Origin of the sequence: Microbacterium forte (assembly GCF_031885415.1) — a bacterium.
Classification (GTDB): Bacteria; Actinomycetota; Actinomycetes; order Actinomycetales; family Microbacteriaceae; genus Microbacterium; species Microbacterium forte.
Map to the genome: position 1 here is coordinate 2051253 of NZ_CP116871.1, position 16441 is coordinate 2067693.

The following is a 16441-nucleotide window of genomic DNA, read 5'->3' on the forward strand; positions in this document are numbered from 1 at the left end:
ATGACAGATTCGCCGCGCACCGACGTCTGGCCCGTCCGCACCGAACGGCTGCAGATCCGGCCGATGAGCGCCCCCGATGTCGACGCGATGTGGCAGTGGCGGCGGCTGCCCGACGTGAACCGCTGGCTCGGGCTGGCGCCTGGAACGATCGAGGCATTCCGCGAGCGATACCTCGACCCTGAGCGGCTCGCCTCGATGCACGTCGTCGAGCTGCTGCCCGCAGACGACGACCTGGCGCCCGTGCCGATCGGCGACATCATGATCAGGATCGGCGACGGGTGGGCGCAGCTCGAGGTCGCGGATCAGGCGAAGGGCGTCGAGGCCGAGCTCGGATGGGTGCTCGACCCGGACCACACAGGGCGCGGCTACGCGACCGAGGAGATCCGCGCGGTGATCGACGTCTGCTTCGGTCCGCTGGGGCTGCGCCGCGTGCACGCCGGCTGCTTCGCCGACAATGAGCCGTCATGGCGCCTCATGGAGCGACTCGGCATGCGTCGAGAGGAGTTCAGTCGCAAGACCGCTCTGCACCGGTCGGGCGAGTGGCTCGACGGACTGAACTACGGCATCCTCGCCGAGGAGTGGACGCCGACGGTCAGAGGTCTGTGACCCCGTCGACCACGAAGGTGTAGAGGTCTCTGACCAGGTCGGTCGCCTCGAGCCGGTCGCGATCGCGCGCGGCGGCGACCAGAACGTCGACGACCGATCGCAGCATCGCGGGGTTGCGAGGTCGGCTGAGCGAGCGGATGCCGAGCACCAGCGCAGGTCTCTTCGACGCGTGCAGGGCGCTCAGGTATCGGTTGCGCGAGAACACCGCGAGCAGGTCGAGCAGCTCCCACAGCCCCTCTGCTCCGACGACCTGGTCGTTGTCGTCGGTCTCCCAGAGTTCTCTGACGGTCGCCGCCCTCGCGGCGAACTCAGTGACCTGCGCCTCGGTCGCGTGCGCGATGCCCAGGTCGGCCGCCGCGATCGACAGCCCCGAGCACTCGGCGGCGACGGCGACGAACCACGCGGGGGTCGGTGTCACGACGACGGACGCCCTGTTGAGCCGGTGGTCGATCAGGTGCATCGCCTCGAGCGCGCCGAGGGCCGATCGCACGGTGCCGGCGGCGACGTTGAGGCGCTGCACGAGGGCCGTGACCGACAGGGGGTCGCCGGGGGCCAGCTCGCCCGACTCGATCGAGTGCGCGAGCGAGTCGACGACGGCATCCGCTCTCGAGGTGAAGAGGGGCAGTGGCTGCTCGACCCCTCCCAGCAGTCGCGTGGAGTTCAGCTTGTCGATCCGCCGGTCGGGCATGTCATTCCCCGGGTGATCGGCCGATGCGTGTCGGATCGCTGGAGGCAGATGCGGCGGCGAGCGCAGCCGCCGCTCGGAGCGGCTCGATCGTCGATCTCAGGAACAGAGGTTCGATGACCTCGCGCACCCCCACGCCATCCCGTCGCTCGAGCAGCGCGCGCAGCTGCTCGAGACCCGTGCGCATGAAGTCGACGAGCTCGGCGGCGACCGGTTGCGCTGGCACGGTTCTGGTCAGGTGCAGGGCGAGCTGCCCGTCGAGGATGTCGATCATCGTCTGGTTGTGGGCGCTCAGCACGATCTCACCCCACAGCGCGTACCAGAGACTGAGGCCCTCACGGCTGGAGGCACCTGCCAGGCCGGCGGCGAGCAGACCGTCGATGCGCCCCTGCAGCGACGCGACCTGTTCGTCGGTGTAGGTCGGCACGGCTTTGACCGCGCAGTATCCGATCATCGCGACGGCGGTCTCGACACGGTCGGCCTGGGCGTCGAGATCGACCGGGGCGACGCGAGTGAACCGGTTGGTGCTGACTTCGATGAGCCCGAGGTCGGCGAGGCGGTTCAGGGCCTCGCGGATGGGCGTGCGGGAGACGCCGTATTCGGCCTGCAGATCCTGGTCGCGGATCTCTTCGAGGGGCTGCATGCGCCCAGAGATGATCTCTTCGGCGAGCGTGGCGAAGACCTGGTCGCGGATCAGCTGCCGCGGCCGAATCGGCAGAGATGCGCTGATGTCGCCCACGGGCACACTTTATGCCGGTGTCATGGCCTCGCACCATACATCAGGCACTGAAGTTTCACCGGATCCGGCGACATGTGCGTAGCGTGTAGGCGTAGGGCAGCGACCCTCACCCGGCACACACTCCCCATGTCGTGCCGCGGACCTCCCCCAGATCCCGTGACCTGAGTCGCTGCCCTTTTCCCTACCCCGGGCCAGCGCCGGGATGAACGATCTCAGCCTGCGACGAACGCGAGCACGAGAGTGGCGACCAGCACCGTCGGCACGGCGACGATCGCACCCCAGAGCATCAGGCTGCCCCAGCGGATCTCGACACCCAGCGACACCACTCTGTGGTGCCAGAGCAACGTGGCGAGCGACGCCCACGGTGTGATCAGCGGTCCGAGATTCACCCCGATCAGCAGTGCCATGAGCGCGACCGGGTCGCCGGCGGTGGGTTCGAGGATCAGGTAGGCGGGCAGGTTGTTGACCCCGTTCGCGGCGAGCGCTCCCGCTGCCGCGAGACGCAGCAGCTCTGCGGGCGCGTGTCCACTGGTCGCGAGCACCGACAGGAAGTCGAGGATGCCGTTCGCGTGCGCGGTCTCGACCACGACGAACAGGGCCGCCGCCAGGCCGATCGCCTGCCATGGCACGAGCGAGAGTCGCAGCACATGACGACGCCGGATGCCGAACACGACGATGAGCACGAGCGCGGCGACCGTCGCGGGGATCCACACGTCATGGGTCAGGGCGAGCAGCGGCATCAGGAGCAGCAGGATGCCGGACGCCGCCCAGAAGAGCACCCGGTCGGAAGGGTCGCCGCCTGTAGGAGTGCGATACCCGCCGAAGAGCGTGCGTCGGTGTCTCAGCGTGAGGATCACGACGGGCACGAGCACCCCGACGAGCGTCGGCGCCCAGCTCAGCGCGAGGAACGCGAGCGGGTCGTCACCGATCGACCGTGCCGCGAGCAGGTTCGTGAGGTTCGAGACGGGCAGTGCGAGAGATGCGGTGTTCGCCAGCCACACCGTGACGAGGGCGAACGGCAGCGGAGGGATGCCGACGCTCTGCGCGAGCACGACCACGACCGGCGTCACGATGACCGCCGTGGTGTCGAGCGACAGGAACACCGTGCTGATGACGGCGAGCACCACGACAGACAACCAGAGCAGGATGACGCGCCCGTGCCCCCATCGAGCCAGACGCTGAGCGACGACGTCGAACACCGCGGCATCCCGGGCCAGCTCGGCGACGATCGTGATCGCGATGACGAACCCGAGCACCGGTGCGATGCGGGCACCGAGCGCCCCGGCATCCGCTGACGGCAGGATGCCCGTGACGATGCAGACGAGTGCCACGGCGATGAGCGCCAGGACGATGATCGTCCCTGCTCCCAGCCGCCGTCGCGTCGCACTCACTCGCTGAGTGTAGATCCGGTGGGGGTGTGATCCGGTGAGTGTCCGTCTCGCGGCCTGTCAGCCGGGTGCGGTCAGGCGTCCCAGGGGAGCTTCACCACCGGCAAGATGTAGACCCTCCCCATCACGGCGGTCGGATGCGTCGCCATGAAGCTCGCGGCCTCGTCGATCGACTCGGCGGTCACGATGTCGTAGCCCGCGAACCACTCCTTGAACTCGGGGAACGGACCGTCGGTGACGAGCACCTTGCCGTCTCGCACAGCCACGGACTTCGCCTCCTCAGGGCCTGCTACGGGTGCACCGTCGCCCAGCCGGCCCGCCGCGTCGCCTTCCTCGGCCCAGTCTTCGAGCAGGCGCTGATCCTCTCCCTGCGGCATCGTGCCGCCAGTCGGGTCGGTCATGTGGATCACGAGGTACTTGTTGCTCATCTGCTCTCTCCGTTCGACGTGGTCCCGGAGGGTCCGGGCACGAGTGGCACCGCGATCTCATCGCGGCGCCGGGTCAGGTGGGCGATCTCGGCGTCGTTGCTCGCCAACGAGATCGCTCGGTCGTAGGCGTCCATGGCATCTGCAGGTCTGCCCGCCGCGCGCAGCAGCTCGGCCCGAGTCACCTGCAAGCCATGGAAGTCCGCCAGTGCATCGCGCAGCGACTCGACGATGACCAGCGCCTGCTGTGGTGAGTCCCGTTCGGCGATCGCCACGGCCTTGCCCAGGGTGACGACCGGACTCGGGTCGACGCGCTCCAGCTGCTCGTAGAGCTCGACGATGCGTTGCCAGTCGGTGAGCTCAGCATCCACGGCCGCCGCATGCACCGCATTGATCTGGGCGAGCAGCGTGTAGCGACCGGGAACCGCCCCGCGCAGTCGGTCGAGAAGCGACAGGCCCTCGTCGATCAGCTCACGATTCCACAGCCCGCGGTCCTGCTCATCGAGCCGCACGAGCTCGCCTTTCGCCGTGATCCGGGCCGGAGAGCGCGCCTCGCTGAGCAGCATCAGCGCCAGGATCCCCGCGACCTCTGCGTCGTCGGGCAGCAGCTCTCTCACGAGTCTGGTGAGCCGGATCGCCTCGGTGGTCAGCTCGCTGCGGAGCGCCGGCATCTCGGAGCCGGATGCGAAGTAGCCCTCGTTGAACACGAGATAGAGCACCGCCAGCACCCCGTCGATGCGCACGCGCAGATCTTCAGGCGCGGGCACCTGATAGGGGATCTGCGCGGTCTTGATCTTCGACTTCGCTCGTGTGATGCGCTGCCGCACAGCGGATTCCTGCATCAGGAAGGCTCGCGCGATCTCCTCGACCGTGAGGCCGGCGACCACGCGCAGAGTGAGGGCGACGCGCCCTTCGAGCGACAGCGCCGGATGGCAGCACGTGAAGAGCAGGCGCAGCCGATCGTCGTCGATGGCGCCGGTCGGCTCGGGCGGTTCGGGATCGTGCAGCATCAGTGCCTCCCGCTGCTTCGCGTCGCGCGACGACTCCCGACGCAGCCGATCGATGGCCTTGCGATAGGCGGTGGTGGTGATCCATCCGCCCGGATTCGGTGGCACGCCCTCGGCCGGCCACCGCTCGACTGCAGAGGCGAACGCCTCAGCGGCCATCTCCTCGGCGAGCCCGAGATCACCGCAGCGCCGCGTCAGACCGGCGACGATCCTCGCCCACTCCTCGCGGTACACCTGGGCGACGCGCACGTCGATGTCAGCGCGTCGCGACCGCCCGGCATCCGCAATCATCGCGTCATTCCGTGACGAGACCCCTGGGCGCCGCCCCATCGCGTCATCTGTGCTCTCTCCATCCGGTCGAACCAGCAGGATCTGCAGCGAACCAGCCGTCACCACGATCATTGCCGCTCACGGCGTCGGCGAGAAGGGCCGCCCGTCCAGACGCGGCGAGCGCGAGCCCACAGCGACGGCCGCCTGATCATGCCGGGATGCTCGAGGGCGACGCGGCGCCGCTCGATGGCCTGCTCTGCCTCCTCTGCCTCCAGCCGGTAGAGAACACTCGCCATCATCGGATCGTTGTACACGTCGTCACCGTGCCTCTCATCTGCGAGACCACCCGAAACGGTCGCCTCCTACCTGCACCACGAACGACGACGGCGGGATGCGACATCGAGGCGCGAAAAAGTCCACACGACCTCGGAACGTGAGCAACTCGCATGCATCCCGCACGCCCCCGTAGGCAAAGCGTGAGGATCGCCATATGCCGGTCCGCACGGGAGTTATATCGAGTCTCGTGCTCGACATCATCTACATCGCGCTGACTCTCGCGCTGTTCGCCCTCGTCTCCCTGGTCGCGAAGGGGGTGGAACGACTGTGATCGTCTTCGAGATCATCGCCGCCGCCCTCGCCGTGGCCGCCGTCGTCTACCTCGTGGTGGCTCTCGTCGCCCCGGAGAAGTTCTGATGGGCGCCGGCTCTTCGATGAACGCCGAACTCTGGTTCGGCGTCCTCCAGGCCGCCGTCCTGATCGTCGCCCTCGTGCTGCTCTACCGCCCCGTCGGCGACTACATGGCGCACGTCTTCAGCACCCCTCGTGATCTGAAGGCCGAGCGGGGCATCTACCGTCTGATCGGCGTCGACCCGGCATCCGAGCAGACGTGGCGTGCCTACGCCCGCAGCGTCCTCGCGTTCTCGGTCGTCGGCCTGCTGCTCGTCTACGGGCTGCAGCGTCTGCAGGGCTTCCTGCCCGAGTCGCTCGGACTCCCGGCCGTGCCCGAGGGCCTGGCGTTCAACACCGCCGCGTCTTTCGTCGCGAACACCAACTGGCAGTCGTACTCGCCCGAGCAGACGATGGGCTACACCGTGCAGCTCGCGGGCCTCACAGTGCAGAACTTCGTCTCGGCCGCCGTCGGCCTGGCCGTCGCCGTCGCACTGACCCGCGGCCTGGCCCGCCGCGGCTCGACCACGATCGGCAACTTCTGGGTCGACCTGATCCGCGGGCTCGGCCGCATCCTGCTGCCGATCGCCCTGATCGGCGCGATCGCCCTGATCGCGGGCGGCGTGGTGCAGAACTTCGCCGGCTTCACCGACGTGACCACCGTCTCCGGGGGCACGCAGACCATCCCCGGCGGACCGGTCGCCTCGCAGGAGGCCATCAAGCTGCTCGGCACCAACGGCGGTGGCTTCTTCAACGCCAACTCGGCGCACCCGTTCGAGAATCCGACGGGCTGGACCAACCTGCTGCAGATCCTGCTGATCCTGGTGATCCCGTTCGCACTCCCCCGCACGTTCGGCCGCATGATCGACGACAACCGCCAGGGCTACGCGATCGCCGCCGTGATGGGAACGATCTTCCTGATCTCGACCTTCGCCCTCTCGGCACTCGAGCTCGCCGGCCGCGGCAGCGCTCCCGAACTCGCAGGGGCGGCCATGGAGGGCAAGGAGGCGCGCTTCGGCATCCTCGGATCCACGCTCTTCGGCAGCGCCAGCACCCTGACGTCGACCGGCGCGGTCAACTCGATGCACGACTCGTACACGGCACTCGGCGGCATGATGCCGATGCTCAACATGATGCTCGGCGAGGTCGCCCCCGGCGGCGTCGGATCGGGTCTCTACGGCATGCTCGTGCTCGCGATCATCGCGGTGTTCGTCGGCGGACTGCTCGTCGGCCGCACCCCCGAGTACCTCGGCAAGCGCATCGGCCCGAAGGAGATCAAGCTCGCGAGCCTCTACATCCTCGTGACGCCCACCCTCGTGCTGGTCGGCACGGCGCTGAGCTTCGCGATCCCGGGAATCCGGGCGGACGTCGAGGCGACCAGCATCCTCAACCCCGGCGTGCACGGCATGAGCGAGGTGCTCTACGCCTTCACCTCGGCGTCGAACAACAACGGCTCGGCCTTCGCCGGCCTCACCGCGAACACCCCGTGGTTCAACACCGCACTCGGCATCGCGATGCTGCTCGGCCGCTTCCTGCCGATCGTGCTCGTGCTGGCCCTCGCCGGATCGTTCGCCGCGCAGCAGCGCGTGCCGGAGAACACCGGAACGCTGCCCACGCACCGACCGCAGTTCGTCGGCCTCCTCTCGGCCGTCACAGTCATCATCACGGCACTCACCTACTTCCCCGTGCTCGCACTGGGACCCCTCGCTGAAGGACTCGTCTGACATGACCCTCATCACCACCCCCTCCGAGACGCCGTCGGAACAGCAGGATGCCGCGGCATCCGCCTCGACCGAACCGCCCCGCGCGTTCGGCTGGGCGCAGCTGACCCAGGCCCTGCCGGGCGCGCTGCGCAAGCTCAACCCCGCCTCGCTCGTGCGCAACCCCGTGATGCTGCTCGTCTGGGTCGGCGCCGCGTTCACCACCGTGCTCGCGATCGCCGAGCCCTTCCTCGGAGGCCCCGCCGACTCGGGCGGAACCCCGGTGCCCGCGCCGTTCACCTGGGGCATCGCCATCTGGCTGTGGCTCACCGTGCTGTTCGCCAACGTCGCCGAGTCGGTGGCCGAGGGCCGCGGCAAGGCCCAGGCTGCGAGCCTGCGCAAGACCCGGACCAGCACCATGGCACGCAAGGTCGTCCGGCACGACGCCGGTGCGGATGCCACGGCAGAGCGCTCCGAAACCGTCGACGTCTCGTCGGCCGAGCTCCAGCGCGACGACATCGTGATCGTCGCGGCGGGAGAGCTGATCCCCGGAGACGGCGACATCGTCGCGGGCATCGCGACCGTCGACGAGTCGGCGATCACCGGCGAGAGCGCGCCGGTCATCCGCGAATCCGGCGGAGACCGCAGCGCCGTCACCGGCGGCACACGGGTGCTGTCTGATCGCATCGTCGTGCGCATCACCTCGAAGCCCGGCGAGACGTTCGTCGACCGCATGATCGCCCTGGTCGAGGGCGCGAGCCGTCAGCGCACCCCCAACGAGATCGCGCTGAACATCCTGCTCGCGAGCCTGTCGATCGTGTTCGTCGTCGTGGTGCTGGCGCTCAACCCGATCGCGTCGTACGCGGCCTCGCCCGTCAGCATCCCGGTGCTGATCGCCCTGCTCGTGTGCCTGATCCCCACGACGATCGGCGCCCTGCTCTCGGCCATCGGCATCGCCGGCATGGACCGCCTCGTGCAGCGCAACGTGCTCGCCATGTCGGGACGCGCGGTCGAAGCCGCGGGAGACGTCACCACCCTGCTGCTCGACAAGACCGGCACCATCACCTACGGCAACCGACAGGCCCACGAGGTGCTGCCGCTCGCGGGGGTCGACCCCGAGGAGCTGCTGCGCGTCGCCGCCCTCGCATCCCTCGCCGACCCCACGCCCGAGGGCGCGTCGATCGTCGCGTTGGCCGCGTCTCACGGCATCCAGGTCGAGGAGCCGGTCGGAGCCGTCGTCGTGCCGTTCACCGCGCAGACCCGCATGTCCGGCCTCGACCTGCCCGACGGCACGCAGATCCGCAAGGGTGCAGGCTCGGCGATCAGCGCCTGGCTCGGACTCGACTCGAATGCCGAGCTCACCACCCTGACCGACGGCGTCGCGTCGAGCGGCGGCACCCCCTTGGTCGTCGCCGTGAAGCCTGCCGAGGGCATCGGCGAGGTGCTCGGCGTCGTGCACCTCAAGGACATCGTGAAAGACGGCCTGCGCGAGCGGTTCGAAGAGCTCCGCAGCATGGGCATCCGCACCGTCATGATCACGGGCGACAACCCGCTGACCGCCGCCGCGATCGCGAAGGAGGCAGGGGTCGACGACTTCCTCGCCGAGGCGACTCCCGAGCAGAAGCTCGAACTGATCAAGCGCGAGCAGGAGGGCGGCCGCCTCGTCGCGATGACAGGCGACGGCACGAACGACGCCCCGGCGCTCGCCCAGGCCGACGTCGGCGTCGCGATGAACACCGGCACGTCGGCGGCGAAGGAGGCCGGCAACATGGTCGACCTCGACTCCGATCCCACGAAGCTCATCGACATCGTGCGCATCGGCAAGCAGCTGCTCATCACCCGCGGAGCGCTCACGACGTTCTCGCTCGCGAACGACATCGCCAAGTACTTCGCCATCATCCCGGCGATGTTCATGGGCGTCTTCCCCGGCCTCGCGGCGCTCAACATCATGCAGCTGCACTCGCCGGCATCCGCCGTGACCAGCGCGATCATCTTCAACGCCATCGTGATCGTGTTCCTGATCCCGCTGGCACTCCGAGGAGTGAAGTATCGCCCGGCGAGCGCCTCGCAGATCCTGCAGCGCAACCTGCTCGTCTACGGCCTCGGCGGCGTGATCGCACCGTTCATCGGCATCAAGCTGATCGACCTCGTGATCACCCTCATCCCCGGCTTCTGAGCGCGACTCACCGCGTTTCGTCTCGGGGCTTCGCTCCTCGCTCAACGACCGGGCGAGGTCACCCGCTCCTCGCTCAACGACCGACTTCTTTGAAAGGCATCTCATGTCCTCCTCCCGCACCGTGGCCCGCACCACCGGCGTCGCCATCCGCGCGATGCTCGTGCTCACCCTCGTGCTCGGCGTCGGCTACACGCTGGTCGTCACCGGCATCGGCCAGCTGCTGATGCCGTTCCAGGCGAACGGCTCGCCGCTCGCAGACGACAAGGGCAGCTCGCTGATCGGGCAGTCCTTCACGGATGCCGACGGCGAGGCGCTTCCCGAGTACTTCCAGTCGCGTCCGTCTGCCGCCGGTGACGGGTACGACGGAGCGGGCTCGAGCGGCAGCAACCTGGGGCCCGAGAACCCCGACCTCGTCACGGCGATCGGCGAGCGTCAGGCGGCCATCGCGGAGCGCGAAGGAGCGAGTCCCGACGCCGTTCCGGCCGACGCAGTGACGGCATCGGGCTCGGGCCTCGACCCGCACATCAGCGTCGCCTACGCCCTGCTGCAGGTGCCACGGGTGGCCGAGGAGCGCGGCCTGCCCGAACAGCAGGTGCGCGACCTCGTGGAGTCTAGGATTCAAGGGCGGGATCTGGGATTCCTCGGCGAAGAACGCATCAACGTCGCCGAACTCAATCTCGCGCTCGATGAGCAGGAGGGCTGATGACGGCAGAGCGGATGCCGCGACGCGGCCGACTCCGCGTGCTGCTCGGCGCAGCCCCCGGTGTCGGCAAGACCTTCGAGATGCTCGTCGAAGGCCGCCGACTGCTCGACGAGGGCCGAGACGTCGTGATCGCGATCGTCGAGACTCACGACCGCGCGGCGACGGCGGCGCAGACCATCGGCATCCCCGAGGTGCCTCGCCGCACCGATCTGCACCGGGGCGTGCCGCTGAGCGAGATGGACCTGCAGGCGGTTCTCGCCCGGCACCCCGAGATCGCGCTGGTCGACGAGCTCGCCCACACCAACACCCCCGGTTCGCAGAACGCGAAGCGCTGGCAGGACGTCGACGCGCTGCTCGACGCGGGCATCGACGTCGTCACGACCGTGAACGTGCAGCACATCGAGTCGCTGAACGCCGTGGTCGAGAAGATCACGGGCATCGCTCAGCAGGAGACCATTCCGGATGCCGTGGTGCGCGCCGCCGACGAGATCGAGGTCGTCGACCTGGCGCCGCAGTCGCTGCGCGATCGACTCTCGGCGGGCCTCGTCTACCCGGCCGAGCGGATCGACGCGGCGCTGTCGAACTACTTCCGCCTCGGAAACCTGACGGCGCTGCGCGAACTCGCGCTGCTGTGGCTCGCCGACGAGGTCGACAGCGCGCTGCGCAGCTACCGCGCCGACCACGGCATCGAGGGCACCTGGCAGGCGCGCGAGCGCGTGGTCGTCGCCCTCACCGGTGGCCCCGAGGGCGAGACGCTGCTGCGTCGAGGGGCCCGAATCGCCGCCCGCTCGGCCGGTGGCGAGCTGCTCGCAGTGCACATCGCCGCACAAGACGGCCTCCGCGACGAGACCCCGGGGGCACTGGCCGCCCAGCGCTCACTGGTCGAGTCGCTCGGCGGCAGCTTTCACCAGATCATCGGCGACGACATCCCCGGCACGCTCGTCGAGTTCGCGCACGGCGCCGACGCCACGCAGCTCGTGATCGGCGTCAGCCGACGCGGTCGCCTCGCGGCCGCGCTCACCGGACCCGGCATCGGGTCGGAGGTCATCCGCCGCTCGGGAGACATCGACGTGCACATCGTGACGCACGCCGCCGCGGGCGGGCGCGCTGCGCTCCCCCGCATCACCGGCGGCGCGCTCGGCTGGCGACGCCAGCTGCTCGGCTTCGTGATCGCGCTCATCGTCGGACCACTGCTCTCGTGGGCGATGTTCGCCTTCCGCAGTCCCGAGTCGATCACGGTCGAGGTGTTGGCCTTCCAGCTGCTCGTGGTGATCGTCGCGCTCGTGGGCGGGCTGCGACCGGCCGTCTTCGCGGCGGTGCTCTCGGGCATCACACTGGACTTCCTGTTCGTCTCGCCGATCTTCACCATCACGATCGCGCATCCGCTGCACGTGCTCGCCCTCGCGCTCTATGTGATCATCGCGATCCTCGTCAGCATCATCGTCGACCAGGCCGCACGGCGAGCCCGTACGGCCCAGCGCGCCGCCGCCGAGGCCGAACTCCTCGCCGCGGTCGCCGGCAACGTGCTCCGCGGAGACAACGCCGTGCTCGCGATGGTCAGTCGCACGCGCGAGGCCTTCGGTCTCACCGGTGTGCGCCTGCTCACCGCCGAGGGCGAGGTGCTGGCGAGCGACGGCGAACCCGTGCCAGACGGTCGGGCCACCTCGATTCCGGTCGGCGCGGGCGGATCGTCTCCCGCCGTGCTCGAGCTGCACGGCGAGCCCCTCGACACCCCCGCCCGGCGACTGCTCGATGCGATCGTCGCCCAGCTCGCGGCGGCGATCGAGCACACCGACCTGCGTGCCACAGCGCGCGAGGTCGCCGCTCTCGCCGAGACCGACCAGGTGCGCAGTGCGCTGCTCTCGGCGGTGAGCCACGACCTTCGCCGACCACTCGCCTCGGCCGTCGCCGCGATCGGCGGACTCCGCGGGGCGCACAGACTGTCGGCATCCGATCGGGAAGAACTGCTCGCCACGGCGGATGAGAGCCTCGCCACCCTGTCGTCGCTGGTCACGGATCTGCTCGACGTCAGCCGCGTGCAGGCGGGAGTGCTCGCGGTCTCGAGCATGCGACTCGATGTCGCGGGTCCCGTGCTGGCGGCGGTCGATGAACTCGGCCTCGGCCCCGACGACGTGGAGCTGGCATTGGACGCCGACCTGCCGTCGGTGTCGGCCGATCCGGTGCTGCTGCAGAGAGTGCTGGTGAACGTGATCGCGAACGCGCACCGCCACTCGCCCGCCGACAGTCGGGTGATCGTGTCGACGAGCACCCTCGGCGAGCGTGCGGAGATCCGCGTCATCGACCGGGGCAAAGGCGTGCCGGCAGAGAATCGCGACCGCATCTTCCAGCCGTTCCAGCGCCTCGGCGACACCGACAACACCACCGGTCTCGGCCTCGGCCTCGCGCTGTCGCGCGGATTCGCCGAGGGCATGGGCGGTACCCTGACACCCGAGGACACCCCCGGCGGTGGACTCACCATGGTCATCTCGCTGCCGCTGGCAGGAGAGCCCGATCTCACGCAGGAGGAGACGGAGTGAAGCTCCTCATCGCCGATGACGACCCGCAGATGGTGCGGGCGCTGCGCATCACCCTCGCCGCCCACGGCTACGAGGTGGTCGTGGCCGCTGACGGTGCCGCTGCCGTGGCCGCCGCCGCGCAGACGCACCCCGACATCATCATGCTCGACCTCGGCATGCCGCGGCTCGACGGCATCGAGGTGATCCAGGCGCTGCGCGGCTGGACGACCGTGCCGATCATCGTCGTCTCCGGCCGCACCGGATCAGCGGACAAGGTCGAGGCGTTGGATGCGGGAGCCGACGACTTCGTCACCAAGCCGTTCCAGGTCGACGAGCTGCTCGCGCGGCTGAGGGCGCTGTCTCGCCGGTCGGTGCCGGCCGGCGGCGAGTCGACCGTCGGATTCGGCGACGTCGTGGTCGACCTCGCGACGAAGACCGTCACCAGGGCGGGCACGCGGGTTCATCTCACGCCCACCGAGTGGCGCATGCTCGAGCATCTCGCCCGGCATCCGGGCGCCCTGGTGACTCGGCAGGATCTGCTGAAGGAGATCTGGGGCAGCGAGCAGGTCTCCGACTCCGGCTACCTGCGGCTGTACATGTCGCAGCTGCGCAAGAAGCTCGAGGCCGAACCGAGCGCACCGGCACACCTGCTCACCGAGTCGGGGATGGGTTACCGGCTCGTCCTCTGACCCCGGCGTGCCGTTCTCGTCATTCCCGGTTCACAACTCAGCATGAACTTGCGGCGGCCGGCGGAATAGACGGGTTCAGGGCGTTCGGCCGCAGTCTGTGCTGAATTGTGAACGGTGTGCGTGATCAACGCTTCATGATGGTGACCTCGACGGTGTCGCCGATGTCCTTGCCCAGCGACTTCCGCGCCTTCGCGTTCAGCGACACCATGTGTCCACCCGTACCGGTCACCATCGCGCCGACGTTCTCGAGCTTCACATCGTCTATCAGGGCGTCGACCCTGACCGTCTTCCCGGTTCCGAAGAACTCGGCGGAGCCGGGTATCTCGACGCAACTCCACGTCTCGCCCTTGACCTCGACACCGATCGTCGTGTGAAAGCTCAGCTGATCCGCACTCATGAGAACAGGCTATTCGCGACCGAGCGCTGAATCAGAGCGCGATGTCGGCGCGCGGGCGGCGCAGCACTCCCCAGACGCCTGCGGCGACGAGGACGATCGCGACGATGATCGCGGCGATGGCGGTGACGGTGCTCTCGGGTTCGCCGGTCAGGCGGCCGACGGCCAGCCAGCCGAGGCCCCACGCGGTCGCGAGAGCGGGGGCGATGCGTCGAGTGACGAGCGCGCTGGCCACTCCGATCACGAGCACGACGGCGAGCACGGCGACCGCCCAGATCTCAGCCTGGTCTGCCCACGCTGCCGGGGCGATCTGCGTGAACCACGCCGTCGTGTTGGCCACGGTCGCGATGGTGACCCAACCGAAGTGCAGGCCGTTCGCGCCGTCGACCACGATGCGCTCGGGCCAGGTCCGGGCACGGCTGCGGCCGAGGATCACGATGACACGAGCGAGGGTGGCGAGCAGCAGTGCGATCACGAGCACCGTCAGCGGAAGAGACAGGAACTGCGCCGTCACGAGCCAGAGCCCGTTCAGGATCATCGATGCGGCGATCCATCCGCCGACCGCACGCTGACGTTCATCCGCCCGCTGCGGCGGAAGCGCCTGCCACACCGTGTAGGCGATGAGGCCGAGATAGATCAGCGACCAGATCGAGAAGGCGGGGCCGGCCGGGGCGAGATACGACCCCTGCGCCGAGAGCGCTCCGTCTTGCAGCTCGCTGACCGAGGTGCCTCCGAAGGCGCCGGACCCCACAGCCGCGGCTATCAGCATGAACGTGGCCGAGGCGATGATGATCGACTGGCGGGCGATGTCCTGCGTCCGGGATTCCATGCTCGCACCATACGCGCGTGAGCGCGGGAACACACCAGCCTTGACACCGGCATCCGAGAAGGCTAGCCAGGCTAGCTAAATCCCTCGAGTGCGCCGGTCAGGCGGCGACGGCGGCGTCGATCAGCACCTCGGCCGCATTGCGCGCCTGCACGGCGACCTGCGGATCGGCGGCGATGGCCGCGGTGCTCTGCGCCCCCTCCGCGAGGATCGACAGCTGCGCGGCGAGCGATGCCGGCGCCCCGGCCGCGACCACGAGCCCCGCCATATACGCCTGGAAGGAGGCCTTGTGGTCGCGGACGATCTTGGCCACCTCGGGGTTCGTGCCGCCGAGCTCGCCGAACGCGTTGATGAAAGCGCATCCGCGGAAATCGTCGGTGCAGAACCAGTCCTCGAGATACCCGTAGACGGCGAGCAGTCTGTCGCGCGGATCAGCCCCGGCATCCGCCACCGCCCCCGTGAGTCCCGACTCCCATTCCCCGTGCTTGCGGGCGAGGACAGCCGTGACGATGTCGGTCTTCGACGGGAACAGCGCATAGAGGCGGCGCAGCGACACGCCGGCCGCGGCCCTCAGCTCGTCCATGCCGACAGCCGCGTATCCCTTGCGGTAGTAGAGCTCGTCCGCCGCCGCAAGGATCTGTTCACGCACCGTTTGCTCCGTCATATCCTCAGTGTACTTGACATGAGAACGAGCGTTCTCTACAGTGGACAACATCAGCCGAGAACGACCGTTCTCACAGGATCGAAAAGGATCAGGATCATGGGTTACATCACCGTCGGAAACGAGAACAGCACCCCGATCGAGCTCTACTACGAAGACCAGGGATCGGGCCAGCCCGTCGTCCTGATCCACGGCTACCCGCTCGACGGACACAGCTGGGAGCGCCAGACCCGCGAGCTCCTCGCTCAGGGCTACCGCGTCATCACCTACGACCGCCGCGGGTTCGGTCAGTCGTCGAAGGTCGGCACCGGATACGACTACGACACCTTCGCCGCCGACCTCAACACGGTGCTCGAGACCCTCGACCTGCGCGACGTCGTGCTCGTCGGCTTCTCGATGGGCACCGGCGAGCTCGCCCGCTACGTCGCCACGTATGGCCACGACCGCGTCGCCAAGCTCGCGTTCCTCGCCTCGCTCGAACCGTTCCTCGTGCAGCGCGATGACAACCCCGAGGGCGTGCCGCAGGATGTGTTCGACGGCATCGAGGCCGCAGCCAAGGGCGACCGCTTCGCCTGGTTCACCGACTTCTACAAGAACTTCTACAACCTCGACGAGAACCTCGGCTCGCGCATCAGCCAGGAGGCCGTCACCGGCAGCTGGAACGTCGCGATCGGCAGCGCTCCTGTCGCCGCCTACGCCGTGGTCTCGTCGTGGATCGAGGACTTCCGCGGCGACGTGGATGCAGTGCGCGATGCCGGCAAGCCCACGCTGATCCTCCACGGCACCAAGGACAACATCCTGCCGATCGACGCCACCGCCCGCCGGTTCCACCAGGCAGTGCCCGCGGCGACCTACGTCGAGGTCGAGGGCGCCCCGCACGGCCTGCTCTGGACCCACGCCGACGAGGTCAACGCCGCGCTGAAGGACTTCCTCAGCAAGTGACGCACCCTTCCGTTCGTTGAGCGAGGAGCGCAGCGACGAGACGAAACG

General features: G+C 68.8%; 17 protein-coding genes. 8 read left to right on the forward strand and 9 right to left on the reverse strand.

Annotation, left to right across the window (positions count from 1 at the left end):
• A complete protein-coding gene (locus tag OB895_RS09825; RefSeq protein WP_079112105.1) occupies nucleotides 1-606 on the forward strand; it encodes a GNAT family N-acetyltransferase in 606 nt (201 codons plus the stop codon).
• Here the strand turns inward: OB895_RS09825 and OB895_RS09830 are convergent.
• From OB895_RS09830 to OB895_RS09855, 6 genes are all read right to left on the reverse strand, one after another.
• The gene (locus OB895_RS09830) at nucleotides 593-1294 is read right to left on the reverse strand and encodes a GntR family transcriptional regulator (protein ID WP_079112104.1); all 702 of its coding nucleotides are present in this window, start codon (nucleotides 1292-1294) and stop codon (nucleotides 593-595) included. The two genes, OB895_RS09825 and OB895_RS09830, sit on opposite strands and share 14 nt — an antisense overlap.
• Before the next feature lies 1 nt (nucleotide 1295).
• On the reverse strand, nucleotides 1296-2030 hold the full coding sequence (locus OB895_RS09835) for a GntR family transcriptional regulator (RefSeq protein ID WP_079112103.1): 735 nt from the start codon (nucleotides 2028-2030) through the stop codon (nucleotides 1296-1298).
• 212 nt (nucleotides 2031-2242) lie between these two features.
• Complete coding sequence (locus OB895_RS09840) at nucleotides 2243-3421, reverse strand: SLC13 family permease (RefSeq protein ID WP_194285995.1); 1179 nt, start codon at nucleotides 3419-3421, stop codon at nucleotides 2243-2245.
• Nucleotides 3422-3492: 71 nt separating this feature from the next.
• Nucleotides 3493-3846 carry a YciI family protein gene (locus tag OB895_RS09845; protein WP_079112102.1) on the reverse strand — a complete coding sequence of 118 codons (354 nt, stop codon included), beginning with the start codon at nucleotides 3844-3846 and terminating at the stop codon, nucleotides 3493-3495.
• Nucleotides 3843-5141 (reverse strand): RNA polymerase sigma factor, encoded by a 1299-nt coding sequence (locus OB895_RS09850; RefSeq protein WP_079113887.1) that lies wholly within the window; start codon nucleotides 5139-5141, stop codon nucleotides 3843-3845. Before OB895_RS09850 ends, OB895_RS09845 begins: the two co-directional genes overlap by 4 nt.
• 107 nt (nucleotides 5142-5248) lie before the next feature.
• The gene (locus tag OB895_RS09855) at nucleotides 5249-5434 is read right to left on the reverse strand and encodes a hypothetical protein (protein ID WP_079112101.1); all 186 of its coding nucleotides are present in this window, start codon (nucleotides 5432-5434) and stop codon (nucleotides 5249-5251) included.
• Between the two features lie 289 nt (nucleotides 5435-5723).
• Here OB895_RS09855 and OB895_RS09860 point away from each other — a divergent pair, with 289 nt between their 5' ends.
• The 6 genes from OB895_RS09860 to OB895_RS09885 all read left to right on the forward strand — a co-directional run bounded on the left by OB895_RS09860 (nucleotide 5724) and on the right by OB895_RS09885 (nucleotide 13570).
• Nucleotides 5724-5813: a potassium-transporting ATPase subunit F gene (locus tag OB895_RS09860; protein WP_056276367.1), complete on the forward strand. Its 90-nt coding sequence runs from the start codon at nucleotides 5724-5726 to the stop codon at nucleotides 5811-5813.
• A 17-nt stretch (nucleotides 5814-5830) separates the two neighbouring features.
• Nucleotides 5831-7510, forward strand: coding sequence for a potassium-transporting ATPase subunit KdpA (gene kdpA / locus OB895_RS09865; protein ID WP_079113886.1), 1680 nt, complete (start codon nucleotides 5831-5833; stop codon nucleotides 7508-7510).
• A 1-nt stretch (nucleotide 7511) separates the two neighbouring features.
• Complete coding sequence (kdpB, locus tag OB895_RS09870; RefSeq protein ID WP_079112100.1) at nucleotides 7512-9662, forward strand: potassium-transporting ATPase subunit KdpB; 2151 nt, start codon at nucleotides 7512-7514, stop codon at nucleotides 9660-9662.
• Between the two features lie 103 nt (nucleotides 9663-9765).
• Nucleotides 9766-10365 (forward strand): potassium-transporting ATPase subunit KdpC, encoded by a 600-nt coding sequence (gene kdpC, locus OB895_RS09875; protein ID WP_079112099.1) that lies wholly within the window; start codon nucleotides 9766-9768, stop codon nucleotides 10363-10365.
• Between the two features lie 14 nt (nucleotides 10366-10379).
• On the forward strand, nucleotides 10380-12902 hold the full coding sequence (locus OB895_RS09880) for an ATP-binding protein (RefSeq protein ID WP_079113885.1): 2523 nt from the start codon (nucleotides 10380-10382) through the stop codon (nucleotides 12900-12902).
• Entirely contained in the window at nucleotides 12899-13570 is a 672-nt protein-coding gene (locus OB895_RS09885; protein ID WP_042538161.1) for a response regulator, read from the forward strand. The genes OB895_RS09880 and OB895_RS09885 overlap by 4 nt, the downstream gene beginning before the upstream one ends.
• A 124-nt stretch (nucleotides 13571-13694) precedes the next feature.
• Here the strand turns inward: OB895_RS09885 and OB895_RS09890 are convergent, their stop codons facing one another.
• The 3 genes from OB895_RS09890 to OB895_RS09900 all read right to left on the reverse strand — a co-directional run bounded on the left by OB895_RS09890 (nucleotide 13695) and on the right by OB895_RS09900 (nucleotide 15454).
• On the reverse strand, nucleotides 13695-13967 hold the full coding sequence (locus OB895_RS09890; protein ID WP_079112098.1) for a DUF1905 domain-containing protein: 273 nt from the start codon (nucleotides 13965-13967) through the stop codon (nucleotides 13695-13697).
• A 31-nt stretch (nucleotides 13968-13998) separates the two neighbouring features.
• Entirely contained in the window at nucleotides 13999-14793 is a 795-nt protein-coding gene (locus tag OB895_RS09895; RefSeq protein ID WP_079113884.1) for a TspO-related membrane protein, read from the reverse strand.
• 97 nt (nucleotides 14794-14890) lie between these two features.
• A complete protein-coding gene (locus OB895_RS09900) occupies nucleotides 14891-15454 on the reverse strand; it encodes a TetR/AcrR family transcriptional regulator (RefSeq protein WP_042538167.1) in 564 nt (187 codons plus the stop codon).
• 96 nt (nucleotides 15455-15550) lie between these two features.
• Between OB895_RS09900 and OB895_RS09905 the strand changes: the two genes are divergently transcribed.
• Complete coding sequence (locus OB895_RS09905; protein WP_042538169.1) at nucleotides 15551-16393, forward strand: alpha/beta fold hydrolase; 843 nt, start codon at nucleotides 15551-15553, stop codon at nucleotides 16391-16393.
• The last annotated feature ends 48 nt before the right edge of the window (nucleotides 16394-16441 follow it).